Source organism: Streptomyces sp. NBC_00820 (assembly GCF_036347055.1).
Classification (GTDB): domain Bacteria; phylum Actinomycetota; class Actinomycetes; order Streptomycetales; family Streptomycetaceae; genus Streptomyces.
Genome location: NZ_CP108882.1, coordinates 6,476,324 through 6,496,050 on the forward strand (window position 1 = coordinate 6,476,324; position 19,727 = coordinate 6,496,050).

The window sequence follows — 19,727 nt, forward strand, 5'->3', positions numbered from 1 at the left end:
TTCCGCCAAAAGTTCCCGCAATGTGTGGGGAAGTGGTGGCTTCCTTGCCCGGAGCGAGCGATCCCATCGCGATGATCTCGGTGGGCGCCGGGCTGTGCTCCTGGCTGCGCTCCCGGCTGTTCTCCGGATGGCGGCCCGGGCCTGATTGGCCCTCAGGCGGCTGCGGCCGTCGTCAGTTTGGCGATCCGGTCGGTGTCGCAGGTGCGCGGGCAGGTGACGCAGGTGTCCTCGGGGCGCACGGTGTAGAACATGCAGCAGCTGGCCCGGTCCCGGGTGGGCAGCGGCTCGCCGTCCGGACCCGTCAGCGCCCGGAACGCGGCCGAGCCGACGTACGGCCGGGTCGCCCCCGGCAGCAGCAGTTCCAGCTCCCGTACGGCCCGCCGCTCCTCCGTCTCCCCGAGCACGCCGGCGACGTACCAGAGCCCCTCCACGATCTCGTCGGTCACCATGCCCCACAGCGCCCGCCCGCGCCGCCGCATCCGCGGCCCGAAGGCGGCGAGCAGCGGCTCCAGGTGCTCGGCGACGGCCGCCCGCACCTCGGTGCGCAGCGCCTCCTCGTCCGGTACGACGACGGCGCCGGGCAGGGTGGCCGCCGGGTCGTCCGGCAGGCAGGCGAAGGAGGCGGGGCGTACGGTCATGCGGCCGGCGGTGCGGTCGTACGCGACGTGCGCCGCGGGCAGCCGGGGCACCCGGCGGTGCAGGAACCAGGGGAGGGTGATCAGCAGGCAGGCCGGCCACGCGTAGCGGTGCAGGCCGAAGCTCGCGACGACGTCCGGGCGGGCCCGGCTGCCGTAGTCCCGCAGCACCTGCGCGTCGTCCCAGGCGAGGAAGGCGTCGAGGTGGGCGCCGCCCTTTGCCAGTCCGGCGCCGGTGACCCAGCCGCCGCCCTCGGGCAGCGGTTCCCGTGCAGCCGGGTCCAGGACCTCCACGGTCAGGCCGGGGTATGCCTCGGCCAGGCGGGCGTACGCGGTGGTGAGCGGCGAGGCCGCAGCGGGCATGGCGAGGTCACCGATCCTTGATCGCGGGCTGGAGCGCAAAGGTAAGCCTAACCTTAGCCGTTCTTGAGAGAATTTGAACTGCCGCCTTGTGCGCCTAAGGTGCTTGACGGACAAGTGACAATCCGCCGTCTCTGACCCCGACCGCCGACCAGCCGGAGGAGGATCCCGTGCCGCACGGCCCCTATGACTCCGCCGTGACGCGGGCCGCAGTTGCCCGGGTGCCGATGCAGCAGCGCTCCGCCGCTGCCACCGCCGCCGAGGCCGACGCCGTGGCCGTGGCCCGCGGCCGGGCCACCGGGGCGCCGGAGGTGCGCGGTGAGCACACGCACAGCGAGCCGCCGATGCCGCCGGTGAAGACCGTCGTGCAGCGCTCCTCGGTGCGCGGGCAGATCCTCGACGCGCTGCGTACGGCGCTGGTGTCGGGCGAACTGGTACCCGGCGAGGTCTACTCCGCGCCGGTCCTCGGCGACCGCTTCGGGGTGTCGGCCACGCCGGTGCGCGAGGCCATGCAGCAGCTCGCGATCGAGGGCGCCGTCGAGGTCGTTCCCAACCGCGGCTTCCGGGTCGTCGAGCGGGGCTCCCGCGAACTGGCCGAACTGGCCGAGGTGCGGGCGCTGATCGAGGTGCCGGTGATGCTGCGGCTGGCCCGCACCGTGCCCGCCGAGTGCTGGGCCGCGCTCCTTCCCCTCGCGGAGGAGACGGTACGCGCGGCGTCCTCCGGGTGCGCGGCCGTCTACGCGGAGTCCGACCGCGCCTTCCACCGGGCCGTGCTGGCCCTCTCCGGCAACGAGCAGCTCGTCCGGATCACGGAGGATCTGCACCGCCGTTCCCAGTGGCCGCTCGTCAGCGGTCCGGTCCTGCACGGCCGGGCGAACCTCGTGGCGGACGCGGCCGAACACACGGCGCTGCTCGAGGCGTTGATCGCGCGGGACCTGGACGTGGTGCGCGCGCTGGTGTCCGAGCACTTCGCCGGCGCGGCTTAGAGGTTCTCAGTGCGGCCGGCTTCCGGGTGCGGGCTCGCTGTGGTTGGTCGCGCAGTTCCTCGCGCCCCTGGGGGTGGTCCCGCTGCTTGTCGTGCGGAGCCCTCGGTTACGGGACTCTTCCGGCGGACCTGTGCGCCCATAGGGGCGCGGGGAACTGCGCGACGAGCCCCCACCGGACCGCACCGGCGATGATCCCGCACCCACCCGCAACCGCCCCGCCCCCACCCGCAACCGCCCCACCCCCGAACACCCCGCCCCCGCCCCGCACTACGCGGTAGCCGCTCCCGCGGCCGGTGGGGTCAGTTGGTGGGCCAGCCAGGTGGGGACGCCGCCCAGGAGGCGGAAGAGGCGGCGCGCCTCCTCCCGGAGGCGGGACGCCTCCGGCTCGGACTCCGCGTCGGCCAGGGACGCCAGCGCGGGAGCCGTGCCCACCAGGTACCCCAACTCCTCACGGATGCGCAGGGATTCGGCGAAGCCGTGCCGGGCCTCGGCCAGTTCCCCGTCACGCAGGGCCAGTCCGGCGAGGTGGCGCCACGTGAAGGACAGCAGCAGCGGGTCGGGGTGGGTGGTGGCGCCGGCGTGGGCGCGGCGGTAGGCCGCGCGGGCCGCCTGCGGGGAACGCGCGAGGTTCTCGGCGATCAGCCCGCGCCGGAAGTCCAGCAGGGCCCGTCCCGCCGTCCCCGGAGGGATCAGCGCGGCCGCCCGCCCCAGCGCGGCCCGCGCCTCGTCGGCGCGGTCCCGCACCCCGTGCAGCGTGGCCGCGTAGGCGAGCTGGCCGCGCTCGCACGCGGCGGCCCCCCGCTCCTCGTCGGTGTGCGCCGCCGCCTCGGCCGTGCGCAGCGCGTCCTCCGCCTCCGCCCAGCCCCGCTCGGTGTACAGGCACCGCTCGACCATCAGCGTGGCCCGTTGCAGCGCGGTCGCCGGGGTGTCGTGCGGCAGGAGGGCCGCCGCGTCGGCCCAGCAGGCCCGCGAGCGCAACCGCCACACCGCGGTCTGGAGAGGATCGTCACCGGGGGTCGTTCCGTAACCAGACATGGCGGAATGCGCCACGTTGCCCTCCCCGAGCACGCCGTCGAGCTGTTGAGTGGTGGCGGCATTCCAGCACCAATGCCCGGCCCCGGCCAAGAGGGTGGGTGAAAGATTTCACAAAGTGGCGGGGCGGGGACGTGTCCGGGCCGGACCGCCCCGCACCCCGCTGACCTCAGCTCATGCGCAGTGCCAGGAAGAAATCGAGCTTGTCCTCCAGCCGTGAAAGGTCACGACCCGTCAACTGCTCGATGCGGCCCACCCGGTAGCGCAGCGTGTTGACGTGCAGGTGCAGCCGGGTGGCGCAGCGCGTCCAGGAGCCGTCGCACTCCAGGAACGCCTCCAGCGTCGGGATCAGCTCCGCGCGGTGGCGTCGGTCGTACTCCTTTAGCGGGTCCAGCAGGCGTGCCGTGAAGGCGCGGCGGACGTCGTCCGGGACGAACGGGAGCAGCAGCACGTGCGAGGCCAGCTCCTGGTGGCCGGCGGCGCAGACCCGGCCCGGGCGGGCCGCGGCGACCCGGCGGGCGTGCCGGGCCTCCTCCAGGGCGCCGCGCAGCCCCTCGGCGGAGTGCACGGCCGCGCTGACGCCGAGGGTGAGCCGCCCGTCGTCGGTCAGGCCCGCCGACAGCGGGTCCCGTACGGCCCGGAGCAGCGCGTCGGCGAGCAGGCCGGACTCCGAGCCGTCGTGCTCGGAGGAGACCGCGGGCAGCGGCACCAGGGCGACGGCCTCGTCGCCGGTGTGGGCGACGGCGATGCGGTCCGAGGGCTCCGGGCCCGTGGCCGTCGGGTCGACCAGGACCTCCTCCAGCAGCGACTGGGCGACCGGGCCGCCCTCGCCCTCGGCGCCGTCCCACTCGACGCGGGCCACGACCACCTGCCAGTGCGGGGCCGCCCCGAGTCCGGGCAGCAGCACCGGCGCGGCCACCCGCAGGCGGGCGGCGATCTCGGCGGGCGCGGCGCCCGTCTGCACCAGTTCCAGCACCTCCTGGGCGAGCCGGCGCCGTACCGTGCGCGCCGCGTCCCGGCGGTCCCGCTCGACGGCGATCAGCTGGGTGACGCCCTGGAGCAGGTCCATGCGCTCCTCGGGCCAGTCCCCGGCGTCCGCCTCGACGGCCAGCAGCCAGTCCGACAGGACCGTCTCGCGTATGTCCCGCTCCCCGCGCGGGGAGCGGCCGGAGGAGCGGACCGGGAAGAGGGAGTACGCCGTGCCGTCCAGCACGACCCGGTGGGGCGCGGGCCGGCCCTCACGGGTGGCCGAAAGGTGCTCCGCGGCGAGCCGCGCGCAGGTCTCGGCCGGCAGCTCCGGGCCCGCGACCTTGGAACCGGCGATCAGCCGGCCGGTCGGCGAGAGCACCCAGGCACGCAGGTCCAGGTCGGAGCCGAGCAGGTCCAGGACCACGTCCGGGCCGCCGCCCGCCGGACCCGCGGTCATCATCCGCCGGTGCCGGTCCACCACCGCCGCGAGGTCCCCGGCGCGCTCGCCGGACACCTGCCGTACGACGTGCTCGGTGATCGTCGCGAACGCAACCGACTCGTCCACCGCGAACAGCGGCAGCCGGTGCCGGGCGCAGGCCAGCACCAGGTCGTCCGGCACGTCGCTGAGCTCGGCCTCGCCGGCCGCCAGCGCGGCCACCCCGGCCTGCACCAGGATCCGTACGAACGCCTCGGAGTCGCCGGCGTCCCGGCGCCAGGCCAGGCCCGTCAGCACCAGCTCGCCGCCGGAGAGATAGCGGCTCGGGTCGCGCAGGTCGGTGGTCATGACACCGCGTACCGCGCGGTCCAGTTCGTCCTCGCCGCCGAGCAGCCGCAGGCCCAGCGCGTCGGTGTCCAGCAGTGCGCGCAGCCGCATCTCGTCGCCGCCGTTCTTTGTCTAGAAATCTACGATGAGTCTTGTCGGGTGACGGGGGGAGCGGTCCGGCGCAGGGGCGCGCGGGCCGTACTCCGGGTCGTCCGGCCGTGCCCTGCGTCTCCAGAGGAAACGTTTCCTGAGGAAAACGGAGAGGTTACCGATGACCTCCGTTCATACGAATCTACAAGATTACCGTTGTGGCCAGCCAACTCCTTCATGGTTTCGGTGACTGACCCTGCCGGAGTACGCGGCGGTGTACTGAGTCCGCGCCGCGTGAACAGGTCATGGACGAGCCGGGTCCGCAGGACGGGGATCGGCTCGGTCCGCACGGCCCACAACACGAAGAAGAGAGCCGGTCATGGACTTCCTTCGCCCCGCCAGCTGGGAGGAGGCGCTCGCCGCGAAGGCCGAGCACCCCGCGGCTGTGCCGATCGCGGGTGGCACCGATGTGATGGTCGAGATCAACTTCGACCACCGCAGGCCCGAGTACCTGATGGACCTCGACCGCGTCGGCGATCTCCACGAGTGGGAGGTGGGCGCCGACACCGTACGGCTGGGCGCGTCCGTGCCGTACACCAGGATCATGGAGCACCTCCGTGCCGAGCTGCCGGGCCTCGCGCTCGCCTCGCACACGGTCGCCTCCCCGCAGATCCGCAACCGCGGCGGCGTCGGCGGCAACCTCGGCACGGCCTCGCCCGCCGGCGACGCCCACCCCGCCCTGCTCGCCGCCGGCGCGGAGGTCGAGGCCGAGTCGGCGGCCCGCGGCATCCGGATGATCCCGATCGACGCGTTCTACACCGGCGTCAAGCGCAACGCGCTCCGGCCGGACGAACTGATCCGCGCCGTGCACATCAGGAAGGCCGACGGCCCGCAGCAGTTCTCCAAGGTCGGCACCCGCAACGCCATGGTCATCGCCGTCTGCGCCTTCGGCCTCGCGCTGCACCCGCAGACGCGCACCGTACGCACCGGCATCGGCTCGGCCGCGCCCACGCCGGTACGGGCCACGACCGCCGAGGAGTTCCTGAACGCTGCCCTGGAGGAGGGCGGCTTCTGGGACGGCGGTCAGACCCTCCCCCCGTCGGTCCTCAAGCAGTTCGCGGACCTGTGCTCCGCCGCCTGCAACCCGATCGACGACGTACGCGGCACCGCGAGCTACCGCCGCCGCGCGGTCGGCGTCATGGCCCGCCGGACGCTCACCTGGACCTGGGAGTCCTACCGCGGCGGCCGCCGTGCCGCCTTTCCGGAAGGGGGCGCCGCCTGATGCGCGTCAATCTCACCGTCAACGGACGCCCGCAGGAGGCCGACGACGTCTGGGAGGGCGAGTCCCTGCTGTACGTCCTGCGCGAACGTCTCGGCCTGCCCGGCTCCAAGAACGCCTGTGAACAGGGCGAGTGCGGATCCTGCACCGTCCGCCTGGACGGCGTACCGGTGTGCGCGTGCCTGGTCGCGGCCGGCCAGGCCGAGGGCCGCGAGGTCGTCACCGTCGAGGGCCTCGCGGAGTACGCCAGGCAGCGGTCCCACGCGACCGACGGGACCGACGCGACCGACGCGCCCGGCACGTCACTCGGCGAGCCCGGCACGTCACTGGACGAGGCCAGGCGCTGGGAGGCCAGGCCGGCCGCCGAGGCGCCCGACGCCCTCTCCCCGGTCCAGCAGGCGTTCATCGACGCGGGCGCCGTCCAGTGCGGCTTCTGCACCCCGGGCCTGCTCGTCGCCGCCGACGAGATGCTGGAGCGCACCCCCGACCCGACCGACGCGGACATCCGCGAGGCACTGTCGGGCAACCTGTGCCGCTGCACGGGCTACGAGAAGATCATGGACGCGGTCCGCCTCGCGGCCGCCCGGCAGTCCGAGGGGGTCTGACATGCCACCCCGCAGGCCCACCGCCGCTGCCGCCAGGGACCGCGCGCCCGCCGGCGCCCCCACGAAGATCACGCAGGGCTCCCGGACCAAGGGCGGCGTCGGCGAGTCCACGCTGCGCCCCGACGGCATCCTCAAGGTCACCGGCGAGTTCGCGTACGCGTCCGACATGTGGCACGAGGACATGCTGTGGGGCCAGATCCTGCGCTCCACCGTCGCGCACGCCGAGATCGTGTCGATCGACACGGCCGAGGCCCTCGCCCTCCCCGGCGTCCACGCCGTCATGACCTACGACGACCTGCCCACCGACGCGCGCACCTACGGACTGGAGATCCAGGACACCCCCGTCCTCGCCCACGGCAAGGTCCGCCACCACGGCGAACCCGTCGCCATCGTCGCCGCCGACCACCCGGAGACGGCCCGTCGCGCCGCCGCCAAGATCAGGGTCGAGTACCGGGAACTGCCCGTCATCACCGACGAGGCCTCCGCGACCGCCCCGGACGCGGTCCTCGTCCACGAGCACCGCACCGATCACCACAGCCGTCACGTCCCGCACCCGAACATCGTCCACCGCCAGCCGATCGTCCGCGGCGACGCGGCGGCGGCCGCCCGGCGGGCCGACGTGATCGTGACCGGCGAGTACACCTTCGGCATGCAGGACCAGGCCTTCCTCGGCCCCGAATCCGGCCTCGCCGTCCCCGAGGAGGACGGCGGCGTCCACCTCTACATCGCCACCCAGTGGCTGCACGCCGACCTGCGCCAGATGGCGCCCGTCCTCGGCCTGCCCGAGGACAAGGTCCGCATGACCCTGTCGGGCGTCGGCGGAGCCTTCGGCGGCCGCGAGGACCTGTCGATGCAGATCCACGCCTGCCTGCTCGCCCTGCGCACCGGCAAGCCCGTGAAGATCGTCTACAACCGCTTCGAGTCCTTCTTCGGACACGTGCACCGGCACCCGGCGAAGCTCACCTACGAGCACGGAGCCACCAGGGACGGCAAGCTCACGCACGTCAGGGCCCGCATCGTCCTGGACGGCGGCGCGTACGCGTCCTCCTCCCCGGCGGTGGTGGGCAACGCCGCCTCACTAGGGGTGGGACCGTACGTCGTCGACGACGTCGACATCGAGGCCCTCGCGCTCTACACCAACAACCCGCCCTGCGGCGCCATGCGCGGCTTCGGCGCGGTCCAGGCCTGCTTCGCCTACGAGGCGCAGATGGACAAGCTGGCGAAGCGCCTCGGCATGGACCCGGTGGAGTTCCGGCAGCGCAACGCGATGGAGCAGGGCAGCCTCCTGCCGACCGGACAACGGGTCGACTCCCCGGCCCCGGTCGCCGAACTCCTGCGCCGCGTCAGGGCGATGCCCCTGCCGCCCGAACGCCAGTGGGAGTCCAGCGAGGGCGCCGACGTACGGCAGCTGCCCGGCGGTCTGTCCAACACCACCCACGGCGAGGGCGTCGTACGGGGGATCGGCTACGCGGTCGGCATCAAGAACGTCGGCTTCTCCGAGGGCTTCGACGACTACTCCACCGCCAAGGTGCGCATGGAGGTGGTGGGCGGCGAACCCGTCGCCACCGTGCACACCGCGATGGCGGAGGTCGGCCAGGGCGGGGTCACCGTCCACGCACAGATCGCCCGTACCGAACTCGGCGTCTCCCAGGTGACCATCCACCCCGCCGACACCCAGGTGGGCAGCGCCGGTTCGACCTCCGCCTCCCGGCAGACGTACGTCACCGGCGGCGCCGTACGGCACGCCTGCGAGCTGGTCCGCGAGCAGGTCCTGGAGCTGGGCCGGCGCCGGTTCGGCAGCTACCACCCCGCCTGGGCCACCGCCGAACTCCTGCTGGAGGGCGGCAAGGTCGTCACCGACGCGGGCGAGGTGCTCGCCGGCCTGGCGGACGTCCTCGGCGACGAGGCCGTCGAGGTCGAGGAGGAATGGCGGCACCGGCCGACCGAGCCCTTCGACCTGCGCACCGGCCAGGGCAACGGGCACGTCCAGTACTCCTTCGCCGCGCACCGCGCGGTCGTCGAGGTCGACACCGAACTCGGCCTGGTCAAGGTGATCGAACTGGCCTGCGCCCAGGACGTCGGCAAGGCCCTCAACCCGCTCTCCGTCACCGGGCAGATCCAGGGCGGTACGACCCAGGGTCTGGGCATCGCCGTCATGGAGGAGATCGTCGTCGACCCGAAGACGGCGAAGGTGCGCAACCCGTCGTTCACGGACTACCTGATCCCGACCATCCTCGACACGCCGAGCATCCCCGTCGACCTCCTCGAACTCGCCGACCACAACGCCCCGTACGGCCTGCGCGGCGTCGGCGAGGCCCCCACCCTGTCGTCCACACCGGCCGTCCTCGCGGCGATCCGGGACGCGACCGGGCTGGAGCTCGACCGTACGCCGGTACGGCCCGAACACCTCACGGGGCCATGACCCTCCGGGGCCTCGGCCGGCGCACGTCCGGGGCCGTGACTCCCGCGCGCGTGCGGTGCGCGGGAGACGTCCCCCGCCGAACTCCCGCTGTCGCGCGATCCCGTGAGGAGGCCGAGAGATGCTGGACATCGCCGAGGAACTGAACCGGTGGGCCGAGCAGGGCCGTGACTTCGCCGTCGCCACCGTGGTGGCCGTCGGCGGCAGCGCCCCGCACGGGCCCGGCGCCGCCCTCGCGGTGGACGCCGACGGCGCCGCCCTCGGCTCGGTCTCCGGCGGGTGCGTGGAGGGTGCCGTGTACGAGCTGTGCCGGCAGGCGCTCCAGGACGGCGAGACCGTGCTGGAGCGCTTCGGGTACAGCGACGCGGACGCCTTCGCCGTCGGCCTGACCTGCGGCGGCGTCATCGACGTCCTCGTCACGCCGGTCCGCGCGGCCGACGCCGCCCGGCCGGTGCTCGCGGCGACGCTGTCGGCGGCCGCGCGGGGGGAGACGGCGGCGCTCGCGCGGATCGTGGCGGGCCCGGCCGAGCTGCTGGGCCGCGCCCTGCTCGTGCGCCGCGACGGCACCTCGGACAGCGCCTACGACGGCTCCCGCGACCGTTTCCCCCACGGCTCCCACAGTGCCCGTAGTGCGCACAGCTCACACGGCTCCTACGACGGCGGCTTCGGCGTCCACCCCGAGCTGGACCGGACCGTCGCCGCCGAGGCCGGTGCCTTCCTGGACGCGGGCCGCACCGGCACCCTGGAGGTCGGTGAGCAGGGCGCGCGCTGCGGCTCCCCGCTCACCGTCCTGGTCGAGTCCTCCGTCCCCCCGCCCCGGATGATCGTGTTCGGCGCGATCGACTTCGCGGCGGCCCTGGTCAGGGTGGGGAAGTTCCTCGGCCACCACGTCACGGTGTGCGACGCCCGCCCCGTGTTCGCCACCCGGGCCCGCTTCCCCGAGGCCGACGAGATCGTCGTCGACTGGCCGCACCGGTACCTGGAGCGCACCGAGACCGACGGCCGTACCGTCCTGTGCGTCCTCACCCACGACGCCAAGTTCGACGTACCGCTGCTGCGGCTGGCCCTGCGCCTGCCGGTCGCCTACGTCGGTGCGATGGGATCCCGGCGCACCCACCTCGACCGCTGCGAGCGCCTGCGCGAAGCCGGCGCCACCGAACTGGAGCTGGCCCGCCTGCGTTCCCCGATCGGCCTCGACCTCGGTGCCCGGACCCCGGAGGAGACGGCGCTGTCCATCGCGGCGGAGATCGTCGCCGACCGGCGGGGCGGGAGCGGGCTGTCGCTCACCGGGGCGCACACCCCGATCCACCGGGACACGGCCGCACGGCCGGCGGTCCGGATCGGGTCGGTGGCCTGAGGCCGCCCGAGACCGCCTGAGGCGGCCTCAGGGCACCTGAGGCCCCGCCGGGGCGCCCGAGGGTGCCCGAGGCGCCAGAGGCCGGAGGGGACGAGCCGGCGGGGGCAGGGAGCGGCGGCAGAGGGCCGCAGGGCGCCGAAAAGCGCTTGCCGCCCGCCGCCACCCCTGTGCTTGCATGGGCCCATGGTGTCCACCGACCGGTTGTCGGCCTTCGCGGCCCTGTCCCTCCTGCTCATCGTGGTGCCCGGCCCCAGCGTGCTGTTCGTGGTCGGGCGGGCGCTGGCGCACGGGCGCCGGGCGGCGCTGACCACCGTCGTGGGCAACACGATCGGCGCCTACGTGCTCGTCGTGGCCGTGGCGCTCGGCATCGGATCGATCGTGGAGCGCTCGGTACTGGTCTTCACGGTGCTGAAGCTCGCCGGCGCCGCCTACCTGGTGTACCTCGGCGTGCGGGCATGGCGGCAACGCGGTTCGCTGCGGGCCGCGTTCGCGGAGTCCGGCGGCCCGGCGCACGGCGGCCTGCGCACGCTGGGGGAGGGGTTCGCGGTCGGCGTGGCCAACCCCAAGACGATGGTCTTCTTCGCCGCCGTCCTGCCCCAGTTCGTGAGCCGCGACCAGGGGCACGTCCCGGCCCAGATGCTGCTGCTCGGCCTGGTCTTCAACGCCATCGCCCTCGCCTCCGACAGCGTCTGGGGGCTGGGCGCCTCGGCCGCCCGCGACTGGTTCGCCCGCTCGCCCCGGCGGCTCGCGGCCGTCGGCGGAGTGGGCGGACTGGCGATGGTCGGCCTGGGGGTGACGGTCGCGGTGACCGGCCGCAAGGACTGACCGGGTCCTTCGGCATCACCCGGCAGGGACCCGGCGCTCCGGCTCACTCCTTCCTGAGCAGCTGGTTCACCGCCCGCCCGAACACCGTGCGCGCCGTTCCCTCCACCACGCCGTCGAAGGCGCCGGGCAGGAAGCGGATCCGCAGGTCCTCCCGCCACAGCACACGGGTACGGCCACCGGGCCCCGGCCTGACCTCGATCGCGGCCCAGCCCAGGACCACCCGGCCACGCTTCTCCAGGTGGCACAGCCCCGGCTCGCCGTCGGCCGGCGGATGCCAGAGCGTCACCTCCATCGGGTCCTCGAAGACGAACGGCCCGATGCCCGAGCGGGCCACGACACGGGTGCCCTCGCGGGTCGGCCCGGGGGTGAGCACGGTGACGTGGGTCAGCGGTACCACGTCACCGTGGCGGGGCCAGTCCGTGAGCCGCCGCCACGCCTCGTCGAGGGGGAGCGGCACCGTACGTTCAAGCGTGAAGAGGGGCACGGCACGATCGTAGGGAATCGTGGCCCGCCACCAGCGCGTTGGCCGCCGCCTCACCTGCCTGGCGGACAGTCCGCGGTACGACGTTCGTACCGTCGCTCGCCGACTCCGGGACGGCGGCTTCGCCGGGACTCCGGCCTCCCGGGCGCGAGGGGCACGGGCCGACAGCTATACACGGTGTTCATAGTATGTGTGTACGAATCCTCGCCCTGGCTGCTCGCCCCCGGACCGGGTGAGCGCCGCGAGGCGGCGCCGTAGCACCATGGAGGTACGAAGGCGGAAAGGACCTCTGCGGAGAGGACGGGCCCATGCGTTTCCGGGACCGCGCCGAGGCCGGCCGGGAACTCGCCGGCCTGCTCAAGGACCTGCACGACCGCGGGGAACTCCCCGACCCCGTCGTCCTGGCCCTGCCCCGCGGGGGGATCGCCGTCGCCGGGCCGGTCGCCCGCGCCCTCGGGGCCCCGCTCGACGTGCTCGTCGTCCGCAAGATCGGCGCTCCGCACCACGAGGAGTTCGCCGTCGGCGCGCTCGCCGCCGACGACCCGCCCCTCTTCGACCTCGCCACCCTCGCCCGTCTCGGCCTGACCGAGGGGCGGCTCGCCTCCGTGGTGGAGCGGGAGCGGCGGGAACTGCGGCGCCGCGAGCGCCGCTACCGGGGCGACCGCCCGCCCCTCGACCTGACGGGCCGTACGGTGATCGTCGTCGACGACGGCCTCGCCACCGGCGCCACCGCCCGCGCCGCCCTGCGCCATGCGCGCCGTCGGCAGCCGGCCCGGCTCGTCCTCGCCGTCCCCGTAGGTGCCCCGGAGTCCGTCGCCCTGCTGGCCGCAGAGGCCGACATGGTGGTCTGTCCGCTCCGGCCGGCCGGTTTCTGCGCGGTCGGTCAGTGGTACGACGACTTCGCACAACTGACCGACGCGGAAGTGCTCGACGCGCTCGACGCGCCGCACACCGACTGAGCCCCCAGGGAGTGCGCATGCCCGCACTGAACGCGGCCGAGGCGCGCCGCCGCTTCACCACGGCGCGCGTGGCCCGCCTGGCCACGACCGACGCGACGGGCCGCCCCCATCAGGTCCCGGTCGTCTTCGCCCGGCACACCGAAGGCGGCACCGATCGCATCGTCACCGCGGTGGACCACAAGCCCAAGACGACCACCGACCTCAAGCGGCTCGCCAACATCGCCGCCCACCCCTCGGTCTGCCTCCTCGCCGACGCCTACGACGAGGACTGGGACCAGCTGTGGTGGGCCCGCGTCGACGGCGAGGCATGTGTCCTCCCGCCGCCGCCGGCCCGGCCCGACCCGGCCGACGCGCCGGGCGAGGCCGAAGACGCGGGAGCACTGCCCCGCGACCCCGGCACGGCCGGCCCGGCCGACGAGGCCCGCCCGACCGACGCTGCCGACGCGGCCGTACGACACGCGTACGAGACCGCCGTCGAGGCCCTCCGGGCGAAGTACCCGCAGTACCGTGACCGTCCGCCGACCGGACCGGTCATCGCTGTCACCGTACGGCGGTGGACGGGATGGGAGGCGCGCCGGCCGGGCTCGGGCGGCTGAGCCCGGCGTCCGAGCCCGCGCGCTTTCGTCGGCGGACCCGACCCACAGGACAGGCCCCGGGAGGGGCGCTCGGAGGTCCGGTCCGGACCCCTCGGGCCGCCCCGCGCTCTTCAGCCCGCCCTCCTCAGCCCTGTCCCCAGAGCGCCCCCAGCCCTCGCCCCTGCGCGCGGCCCGCCTCCGCGGCCGGGCGGCGGGTGGCGGGGTCAAGGGGGTTGTCGCCGATGGCCTCCAGCGATGCCTCGTCGGGGGCGACGACCGCCACCTCGGCGCCCCGGGCTCGGAGTTCCTCGATCGCGCGCTCCACGGGCCGTTCGCTGGGGAAGGGCTCGGTGACGCCCATCGGGACGACGACCAGCACCCGGTCGGCGCCGGCGGCGTAGTCGGCGTTCGCCATCGAGCGGACACCGCCGTCGACGTAGCGGCGGCCGTCGATGGAGACCGGGGGCCAGACGCCCGGCACGGCGCAGCTCGCGGCGACGGCGTCGACGAGCGGTACGCCGGAGTCCTTGTCGAAGACACGGGGCTCGCCGCTCCCGGCGTCGACGGCGACGACCTTCAGCGCGCGCCCCGGCCAGGTGCGCGACGGCAGCCGGGACTCGATCACCGCGAGGCGCTCCGGTTCGGAGACGGTACGGGCCGCCAGCGCCACGCGTCCTACCGCGCGCCGCATCTCCGGCACCGACGCGGCGGCGCCCAGTGCGGCGCCGATCTCCGCGGCGAACTTCTCCAGGTCCATCTCGGCCATGATCTCGGCGGACTGCAGCGCGGGGTCCACCTGCCGGGCGTACAGCTCCTCCAGGCCGAGTCCGCTGCCCACCTGGGCCGCGACGGCCGCCCCCGCGGACGTACCCACCAGCAGACCGGCCCCGGTCACGTCCTGCCCGCCGTCGGCGAGCCCCGCCAGCAGTCCGGTGATCCAGGCGATCCCGCCCACACCGCCACCGCCCAGCACCAACGCCTCGCTCATACACGCTCCTTGAAGTCCGTGAACCCGTCGACGGCCCTCCGGTGAGGACGCCGGACCCGGCCGCGAGCGTTCCATCAGGGGTCCTGTCAGAGCCAGTCGCGGCGCTTGAAGACGAGGTACAGGGTCGTGCAGACGACGCCCATCAGCCCGATCGCGAACGGGTAGCCCAGCCACCAGTGCAGCTCCGGCATATGGGCGAAGTTCATGCCGTAGATGGTGCCGACGAGTGTCGGCGCGAACAGGATGGCCGCCCAGCTGGAGATCTTCTTGACCTCCTCGTTCTGCTCGAACCCCGCCTCCGCCAGCGCCCGCATCTCCGCGTTCTGCTGCTGGGTGACCAGCGTCGCGTTGACGGTGAGGATGTCGGTGAGTGCCTGGCGGAAGACGTCGACGCGTTCGCTGATGTGCGTGACGTGGTCGGCGACGTCCCGCAGGTAGCGCTGGAGTTCCTCGTCGGTCTCGTACTTGGCGAAGCCCGCCATCAGGCCGTGCAGCATGCCCACGAGCGGGCGGGTGGCCCGCTGGAACTCGACCGTCTCGCGGGAGAGTTCGTAGATGCGCCGGGAGACCTCGGGGTCGCCGCGGAAGACCTCGGTCTCGATCTCGTCGATGTCGTTCTGCACCCCGGCGACGACCGGCGCGTACCCGTCGACCACCGCGTCGAGGATCGCGTACAGGACCGCCTCCGGACCCAGCGCCAGCAGTTCGGGGGAGTCCTCCATGCGGCGGCGGACCGCGGACAGGTCCGGGGCCGCGCCGTGCCGGACCGTGATGACGAAGTCGGGGCCCACGAAGACGTGCAGTTCCCCGAAGTCGACCTCCTCCGACGCGTCCAGGTAGCGGGCGGCGCGCAGGACCACGAACAGCGTGTCGCCGTACCTCTCCAGTTTCGGCCGCTGATGCGCCTCCATCGCGTCCTCGACCGCGAGCGGATGCAGGTCGAACTCGGCCGCCAGCGACAGGAGTTCGTCCTCCGTGGGGCGGGCGAGGCCGATCCACGCCATGCCGGCCGGCCGCTCGCGCAGCTCGCGGAAGGTCTCGGCGAGGCCGGCGGGGGAGGAGACGCGGACACCGTCCCGGTACAGGGCCGCCTGGACGACGCTCGCGGGCCCGGCCGGCTCCTCGGGCTGCCCCTGGGCCGCCCCGGGCTCGCCCGCCCCCGGCTGCGGTGACGCGGGGGCGCGGCGCCGGACCGGCCTCCGGCCGCCGTTCCTGCCGCCGTCGCGGCCGCCGTTCCTGCCGTCAGGACGCTCGGGCATCGGCTGCCTCTCCGTCGAACCTGCGTACGCCGTGATCACGAAGCGGGGTACGTGCAGGATAGCGGCGGCCCGGCGCACCGGGGGGCGTGAAACGTACGCGGGGAAGGCGCGTCGCACGCCCGTGAAGGACGCCGAGCGTGTGGAGATGGATAGGGAGGCGCTGCGGGCCGCTCGTGGTCGCTCGCAGCGCCCCCCTGGCTGTCACCCGAGGGAGGCTCGGGAAGTGTTCCGGGTCAGGAGTTGACCTGTGCGGTCACCAGGTCCGAGAAGGTGGTCAGCCGGGTGTAGACACCCGGGAAACCGGCCTCCGCGCACCCCTCTCCCCAGGAAGTGATCCCTGCCAGGGCGCCCCCGATGAGCAGGGGACCGCCGCTGTCGCCCTGGCAGGTGTCTACGCCGCCGGACGTGTATCCGGCGCAAACCATGTCGGTCTGGACGAAGTCCGAACCGTAGGAGCTCTGGCAGCTCGAGTCGGACACGACCGGGACGGTCGCGGTCCGCAGCTGGTTGGAGGAGCTGCCGTTCTCCGATGTGGTGCCCCAGCCGAGGATCCGGGCCGTGGTGCCGGCCGCGTAGACGCCCGTCTGGGAGGAGGAGACGTACGACGCCGGCGTGTACGGCATCGACGTCGAAAGGGTCAGTACGGCCACGTCGTCGCCGTTGGTGGCGTCGGTGTAGTCAGGGTTGATCCAGATCTTGCTGACCCGGCTCACGGTGCCGTTGGTGCCGTTGAGGTAGGTGCGGCCGCCGACCACGCGGACACTCCCGGTCGACTCGCCGACCATGCAGTGCGCGGCCGTCACGACCTTCTTGGCCGCGACCAGGGTGCCACCGCAAAACTGGTTACCGGAGGCGTCCGTGATCTGCATCATGAACGGGTACGCGGTCGTGGTCGTGGTGGTACCGCCCACGATGGGCTGGGGGGCGGCGCTCGCGGTGGGGGCGACGAGCAGCGCGGTCGTGGCCGCCGCGGCGGCGGCCGCCACGGTCATGGCGGTCTTTCTGGCACCTCTGAGCCCGAACATGAGTCTCCTCAGTGAGGGTTGCCGGTGGGGTTCGCACGGGTGTGGGGGGTAGAGCACGGGGCGGCGGACCGACCCCGTGTGCCCGGGCGAGCGGCACGCCCTTACGCTAGGACCCGGAACTCCCGCCTCCCAATGAGGGAACCCCCTAGGGGGGCAGGGGAGGGAAAACCCTCGGTCCGGCTCAGTTAACCGGGGGCGGGGTCACTTCGCTCGGCGACCTGCCGCCAATCGGACGATGTCCACCCGCGACCGGATCCCCAGCTTGCGGTAGACCCGGGTCAGGGTCGCCTCCACCGTCTTGACACTGACGAACAGCCGGGCGGCTATCTCCCGGTTGGTGGCTCCCTCCATGACCAGCGCGGCGACCTGACGCTCCATCGAGGCCAGCGGGGCCAGGGCGTCCAGCGCGTCCGGCACCTCGACGGCGGGTCCGGGCTCGGGCGTGGCACGGGCTTCGTCCACTTGGCGCAGCCACGGCAGCGCCCGGCAGCGCCGGAACAGCCGGGTGGCCTCGTCGTACGCCGCCGTCCGCCTGTTCCCGCTGTCCGTCCGCCTGCCGTCCCCGCCCTCGGCCGGCCCGATCCCGTCCTCCGCGCGGCCGCCGCCGTCCTCCGCGCGCCGGGCGCGCAGCCGGGCCAGGGCGAACGCGGCCCGCGCCTCCTCCAGGCCGTAGCCGAGCTTGGCGAGCCGGTCCTGAGCGGACGTCAGCTGGGCGACGGCGGCCTCCTGGTCGCCGCGGGCGGCCCGGACCAGGGCCTCGGCCCGGTCGAGGACGGCGAGCACGCTCTCCCGGCCGAGCCGGAGGGCGTGCTCGCGGCTGGCGTCGATGAGGTCCTGGGCCTCGGCCGGTTCACCGATACGGACCAGCGCCTCGGCGAGGTCACCGTGCCAGCGGCCGCGCGCCGGGTCGGTGATGCCGAGGTCCCGCTCCAGCCGGCGCACCCGGCGCAGCGAGCGGACCGTGCCCGAGGGATCGCCGGCCACCAACTGGGCGTAGCCGAGAGCGGCCAGGGCCCGGGACAGGTACATCTGGTCGCCGTCCTCCTCGGCGTGCTCCACCGCCTCCCGGGCCAGGGCCAGGGCACGGTCCACGTCCCCGCCCGAGGCCTCGGCCAGCGAGGTGAGCATCGCCGAGGCGGTCTCCCCGATCCCGGAGTCCCGGGCCAGCCGGAGGCTGTCGCGGGCCAGTTCCAGGGCGCGCCCGCAGTGCCCGGCGTGCAGCTCGGTCTCGGCCAGCCCGCGCAGGAAGTGCACCTCGCTCTCCACCGAGCCTCGCCGGCGCACCTCGCCCAGCAGCGCGGTCACCGTCGTCCGGGCCTCGCCCAGCTGGTCGCCCATGACCAGCCAGCGGAACCGGGCGCTGCCCGCGCCGTTGTGATGGCACGCCACCCGGGGATCCTGGGGCTCCTTCAGGGCACGCTTGATGGTGCGCGGGGCCTCCGGATGACCCATCAGGGTCTCCGTCTGCGCCTGGAAGGCCAGCGCGAGCAGCTCGGTGCGCCGGTCGGCGCCGCGCGCGGCGAGGTCGGCCGCGTGCGCGGCGGCCTCGCGGGCCTCGGTGAAGTCGCCCTCCACGATCAGCGCCCGCCAGGCCAGCTGGTAGTGCACGAGGGCCAGCAGCCGCGGGTCGTCCCCGGCGTCGGCGAGCGCCTGCGGGAAGACCGAGTCGACCACGGCCATGGTGTGGCCCGCGGTGTCGATGACGATCATCCAGGCCCGCACCCGCTCGGCGGGCACACTCGACCGGCTGAGCACCTCGCGGGCGATGTCCCGGGCCAGATCGACCTCGCCCGCGGTGATCGCGTCCTCGGCGGCCTGGAGCCGGCGCTCCTCGGGACCGGGGCGGCTGTCGGCGGGGGTTCGCCGGGCCGCGAGCAGCCCCAGCTGGGCCGCCACCGACGGGGCGCCCCGGTCCCGGGCGAGGGTCGCGGCCCCGGCGAGCCGGGCCGCCACCTCCGGGTCGGTGCCGGCGGTGGCCAGGGCCAGGTGCCGGGCCCGTTCGATCGGGTCGGAGGCCGCGGTGGACAACGCGGCGTGCGCGGCCCGCCGTTCCGGCGCGGGCGCCTCCGCGTACAGCGCGGCGGAGATGAGCGGGTGCGCGAACCGTACGGCCGGGGCGTCCGGCTCGGTGGCGAGCAGCCCGAGTTCGGCGGCCTGGGCGCACTCGGCCTCGGCGTTCTCCCGGCCGGCCGCGTGCAGCAGCGCCGGGGTGGGCCGGGCGCCGGCGCTGGCCACCAGCAGGGTGCGGCGGGCCTCGACCGACAGCATGTCCAGCCGGCTGAGCACCAGCGCGCGCAGCGAGGTCGGCACCGGCAGCGGCTCGCCCGGCCGGGGCGGGGTGGGGCTGTCGGCGAGGGCGCGGCCGAGTTCCAGGGCGAACAGCGGGTTGCCGCCGCTGGTGCGGTGGATCTCGCGGACGGTGGAGCGGGGCAGGCCGCCGTGACCGCGGTGGTCGAGCAGCCGCGCCACCTGGGTGCGGTTCAGCGGGCCGAGGCGGACGGCGACGGTGCCCGGCGGGCAGGCGCGCAGGTGGCGGTCGTACTCCTGGCTCTGCGGTCCCTCCGTGCGGACCGCGCACAGCAGTTGCACCGGGGTGCCCTCCAGGCGGCGGGCGGCGAAGCCGAGCAGTTCGGCGCTGGCCGGGTCCAGCCACTGCAGGTCGTCGGCGACGACCAGCACCGGACCCCGGGCGGCGAGCGTGCGCAGCGCGGAGAGCACCGCCAGGCGCAGGGCGAGGCCGTCGCGCAGGAGGCTGGACTCGCCGCGGCCGGTCAGCGCCGACTCCAGGGCGGTGCGCTGGGCGACGGGCAGCCGCGGCGCGACCTCGTCGAGGACCAGGCCGAGGAGGTCGGCGAGGGCGAGGAAGGGGAGGTGCGATTCGGACTCCGTCGCGGAGCAGCGCAACACCGTGCGCGCCGTCGCGCCGTATTCCTCGGCCAATGCCCGCAGGACGGTCGATTTCCCAATTCCGGCGGGGCCGTGGAGCAGCACACTGCCCCCGGAGGCGATTTGCTCCCGTGCGCTCGCGAACAGCTCCTCGCGGCCGATGACCAGGTCGGGGCGGCATCGGGCAGGCTCCTGGAAGTCCCGTCGCACGGTCACCGCTCCCCTCGTGTGTCG

The 19,727-nt window shown here is 74.3% G+C and carries 16 protein-coding genes; 8 read left to right on the top strand and 8 right to left on the bottom strand.

Going from position 1 to position 19,727, the window contains the following annotated elements:
* Positions 1-152 precede the first annotated feature (152 nt).
* Positions 153-998, bottom strand: coding sequence for a (2Fe-2S)-binding protein (locus tag OIB37_RS28960; protein WP_330460557.1), 846 nt, complete (start codon positions 996-998; stop codon positions 153-155).
* Positions 999-1,222: 224 nt separating this feature from the next.
* On the opposite strand from OIB37_RS28960, the gene OIB37_RS28965 reads away from it, so the two are divergent.
* The gene (locus OIB37_RS28965) at positions 1,223-1,981 is read left to right on the top strand and encodes a GntR family transcriptional regulator (RefSeq protein ID WP_443058291.1); all 759 of its coding nucleotides are present in this window, start codon (positions 1,223-1,225) and stop codon (positions 1,979-1,981) included.
* 267 nt (positions 1,982-2,248) lie between these two features.
* Here OIB37_RS28965 and OIB37_RS28970 read toward each other — a convergent pair whose 3' ends face one another.
* Entirely contained in the window at positions 2,249-3,031 is a 783-nt protein-coding gene (locus OIB37_RS28970) for a hypothetical protein (RefSeq protein WP_330460559.1), read from the bottom strand.
* 151 nt (positions 3,032-3,182) lie between these two features.
* Positions 3,183-4,856 (bottom strand): PucR family transcriptional regulator, encoded by a 1,674-nt coding sequence (locus OIB37_RS28975; RefSeq protein WP_330460560.1) that lies wholly within the window; start codon positions 4,854-4,856, stop codon positions 3,183-3,185.
* A 358-nt stretch (positions 4,857-5,214) separates the two neighbouring features.
* Here OIB37_RS28975 and OIB37_RS28980 point away from each other — a divergent pair, with 358 nt between their 5' ends.
* The 5 genes from OIB37_RS28980 (at position 5,215) to OIB37_RS29000 (ending at position 11,320) form a co-directional block, all read left to right on the top strand.
* Complete coding sequence (locus tag OIB37_RS28980; protein WP_330460561.1) at positions 5,215-6,117, top strand: FAD binding domain-containing protein; 903 nt, start codon at positions 5,215-5,217, stop codon at positions 6,115-6,117.
* Positions 6,117-6,719, top strand: coding sequence for a (2Fe-2S)-binding protein (locus OIB37_RS28985; protein WP_330460562.1), 603 nt, complete (start codon positions 6,117-6,119; stop codon positions 6,717-6,719). Before OIB37_RS28980 ends, OIB37_RS28985 begins: the two co-directional genes overlap by 1 nt.
* 1 nt (position 6,720) lies before the next feature.
* Complete coding sequence (locus OIB37_RS28990) at positions 6,721-9,141, top strand: xanthine dehydrogenase family protein molybdopterin-binding subunit (protein ID WP_330460563.1); 2,421 nt, start codon at positions 6,721-6,723, stop codon at positions 9,139-9,141.
* A 118-nt stretch (positions 9,142-9,259) separates the two neighbouring features.
* The gene (locus OIB37_RS28995) at positions 9,260-10,495 is read left to right on the top strand and encodes an XdhC family protein (RefSeq protein WP_330460564.1); all 1,236 of its coding nucleotides are present in this window, start codon (positions 9,260-9,262) and stop codon (positions 10,493-10,495) included.
* A 183-nt stretch (positions 10,496-10,678) separates the two neighbouring features.
* Positions 10,679-11,320 (top strand): LysE family translocator, encoded by a 642-nt coding sequence (locus OIB37_RS29000; RefSeq protein ID WP_330460565.1) that lies wholly within the window; start codon positions 10,679-10,681, stop codon positions 11,318-11,320.
* A 43-nt stretch (positions 11,321-11,363) separates the two neighbouring features.
* On the opposite strand, the gene OIB37_RS29005 is transcribed toward OIB37_RS29000, so the two are convergent.
* Positions 11,364-11,804, bottom strand: a complete 441-nt coding sequence (locus OIB37_RS29005) for an SRPBCC family protein (RefSeq protein WP_330460566.1) — start codon at positions 11,802-11,804, stop codon at positions 11,364-11,366.
* A gap of 305 nt (positions 11,805-12,109) precedes the next feature.
* Here OIB37_RS29005 and OIB37_RS29010 point away from each other — a divergent pair, with 305 nt between their 5' ends.
* On the top strand, positions 12,110-12,760 hold the full coding sequence (locus tag OIB37_RS29010; RefSeq protein WP_330460567.1) for a phosphoribosyltransferase: 651 nt from the start codon (positions 12,110-12,112) through the stop codon (positions 12,758-12,760).
* Positions 12,761-12,777: 17 nt separating this feature from the next.
* Positions 12,778-13,356: a TIGR03668 family PPOX class F420-dependent oxidoreductase gene (locus OIB37_RS29015; protein WP_330460568.1), complete on the top strand. Its 579-nt coding sequence runs from the start codon at positions 12,778-12,780 to the stop codon at positions 13,354-13,356.
* 124 nt (positions 13,357-13,480) lie between these two features.
* On the opposite strand, the gene OIB37_RS29020 is transcribed toward OIB37_RS29015, so the two are convergent.
* From OIB37_RS29020 to OIB37_RS29035, 4 genes are all read right to left on the bottom strand, one after another.
* A complete protein-coding gene (locus OIB37_RS29020; protein WP_330460569.1) occupies positions 13,481-14,323 on the bottom strand; it encodes a patatin-like phospholipase family protein in 843 nt (280 codons plus the stop codon).
* An 86-nt stretch (positions 14,324-14,409) separates the two neighbouring features.
* Positions 14,410-15,582, bottom strand: coding sequence for a magnesium and cobalt transport protein CorA (locus OIB37_RS29025; protein WP_330460570.1), 1,173 nt, complete (start codon positions 15,580-15,582; stop codon positions 14,410-14,412).
* 233 nt (positions 15,583-15,815) lie between these two features.
* Positions 15,816-16,607 (bottom strand): S1 family peptidase, encoded by a 792-nt coding sequence (locus OIB37_RS29030; RefSeq protein WP_330460571.1) that lies wholly within the window; start codon positions 16,605-16,607, stop codon positions 15,816-15,818.
* A 201-nt stretch (positions 16,608-16,808) separates the two neighbouring features.
* Positions 16,809-19,709, bottom strand: a complete 2,901-nt coding sequence (locus OIB37_RS29035) for a helix-turn-helix transcriptional regulator (RefSeq protein ID WP_330460572.1) — start codon at positions 19,707-19,709, stop codon at positions 16,809-16,811.
* Between the last annotated feature and the right edge of the window lie 18 nt (positions 19,710-19,727).

Coding starts and splice junctions, on each gene's coding strand:
- OIB37_RS28960 (WP_330460557.1), bottom strand. CDS start 998: ATGCCCGCTGCGGCCTCGCCGCTCACCACCGCGTACGCCCGCCTGGCC.
- OIB37_RS28965 (WP_443058291.1), top strand. CDS start 1,223: ATGCAGCAGCGCTCCGCCGCTGCCACCGCCGCCGAGGCCGACGCCGTG.
- OIB37_RS28975 (WP_330460560.1), bottom strand. CDS start 4,856: ATGCGGCTGCGCGCACTGCTGGACACCGACGCGCTGGGCCTGCGGCTG.
- OIB37_RS28980 (WP_330460561.1), top strand. CDS start 5,215: ATGGACTTCCTTCGCCCCGCCAGCTGGGAGGAGGCGCTCGCCGCGAAG.
- OIB37_RS28985 (WP_330460562.1), top strand. CDS start 6,117: ATGCGCGTCAATCTCACCGTCAACGGACGCCCGCAGGAGGCCGACGAC.
- OIB37_RS28990 (WP_330460563.1), top strand. CDS start 6,721: ATGCCACCCCGCAGGCCCACCGCCGCTGCCGCCAGGGACCGCGCGCCC.
- OIB37_RS28995 (WP_330460564.1), top strand. CDS start 9,260: ATGCTGGACATCGCCGAGGAACTGAACCGGTGGGCCGAGCAGGGCCGT.
- OIB37_RS29000 (WP_330460565.1), top strand. CDS start 10,679: ATGGTGTCCACCGACCGGTTGTCGGCCTTCGCGGCCCTGTCCCTCCTG.
- OIB37_RS29010 (WP_330460567.1), top strand. CDS start 12,110: ATGCGTTTCCGGGACCGCGCCGAGGCCGGCCGGGAACTCGCCGGCCTG.
- OIB37_RS29015 (WP_330460568.1), top strand. CDS start 12,778: ATGCCCGCACTGAACGCGGCCGAGGCGCGCCGCCGCTTCACCACGGCG.
- OIB37_RS29020 (WP_330460569.1), bottom strand. CDS start 14,323: ATGAGCGAGGCGTTGGTGCTGGGCGGTGGCGGTGTGGGCGGGATCGCC.
- OIB37_RS29025 (WP_330460570.1), bottom strand. CDS start 15,582: ATGCCCGAGCGTCCTGACGGCAGGAACGGCGGCCGCGACGGCGGCAGG.
- OIB37_RS29030 (WP_330460571.1), bottom strand. CDS start 16,607: ATGTTCGGGCTCAGAGGTGCCAGAAAGACCGCCATGACCGTGGCGGCC.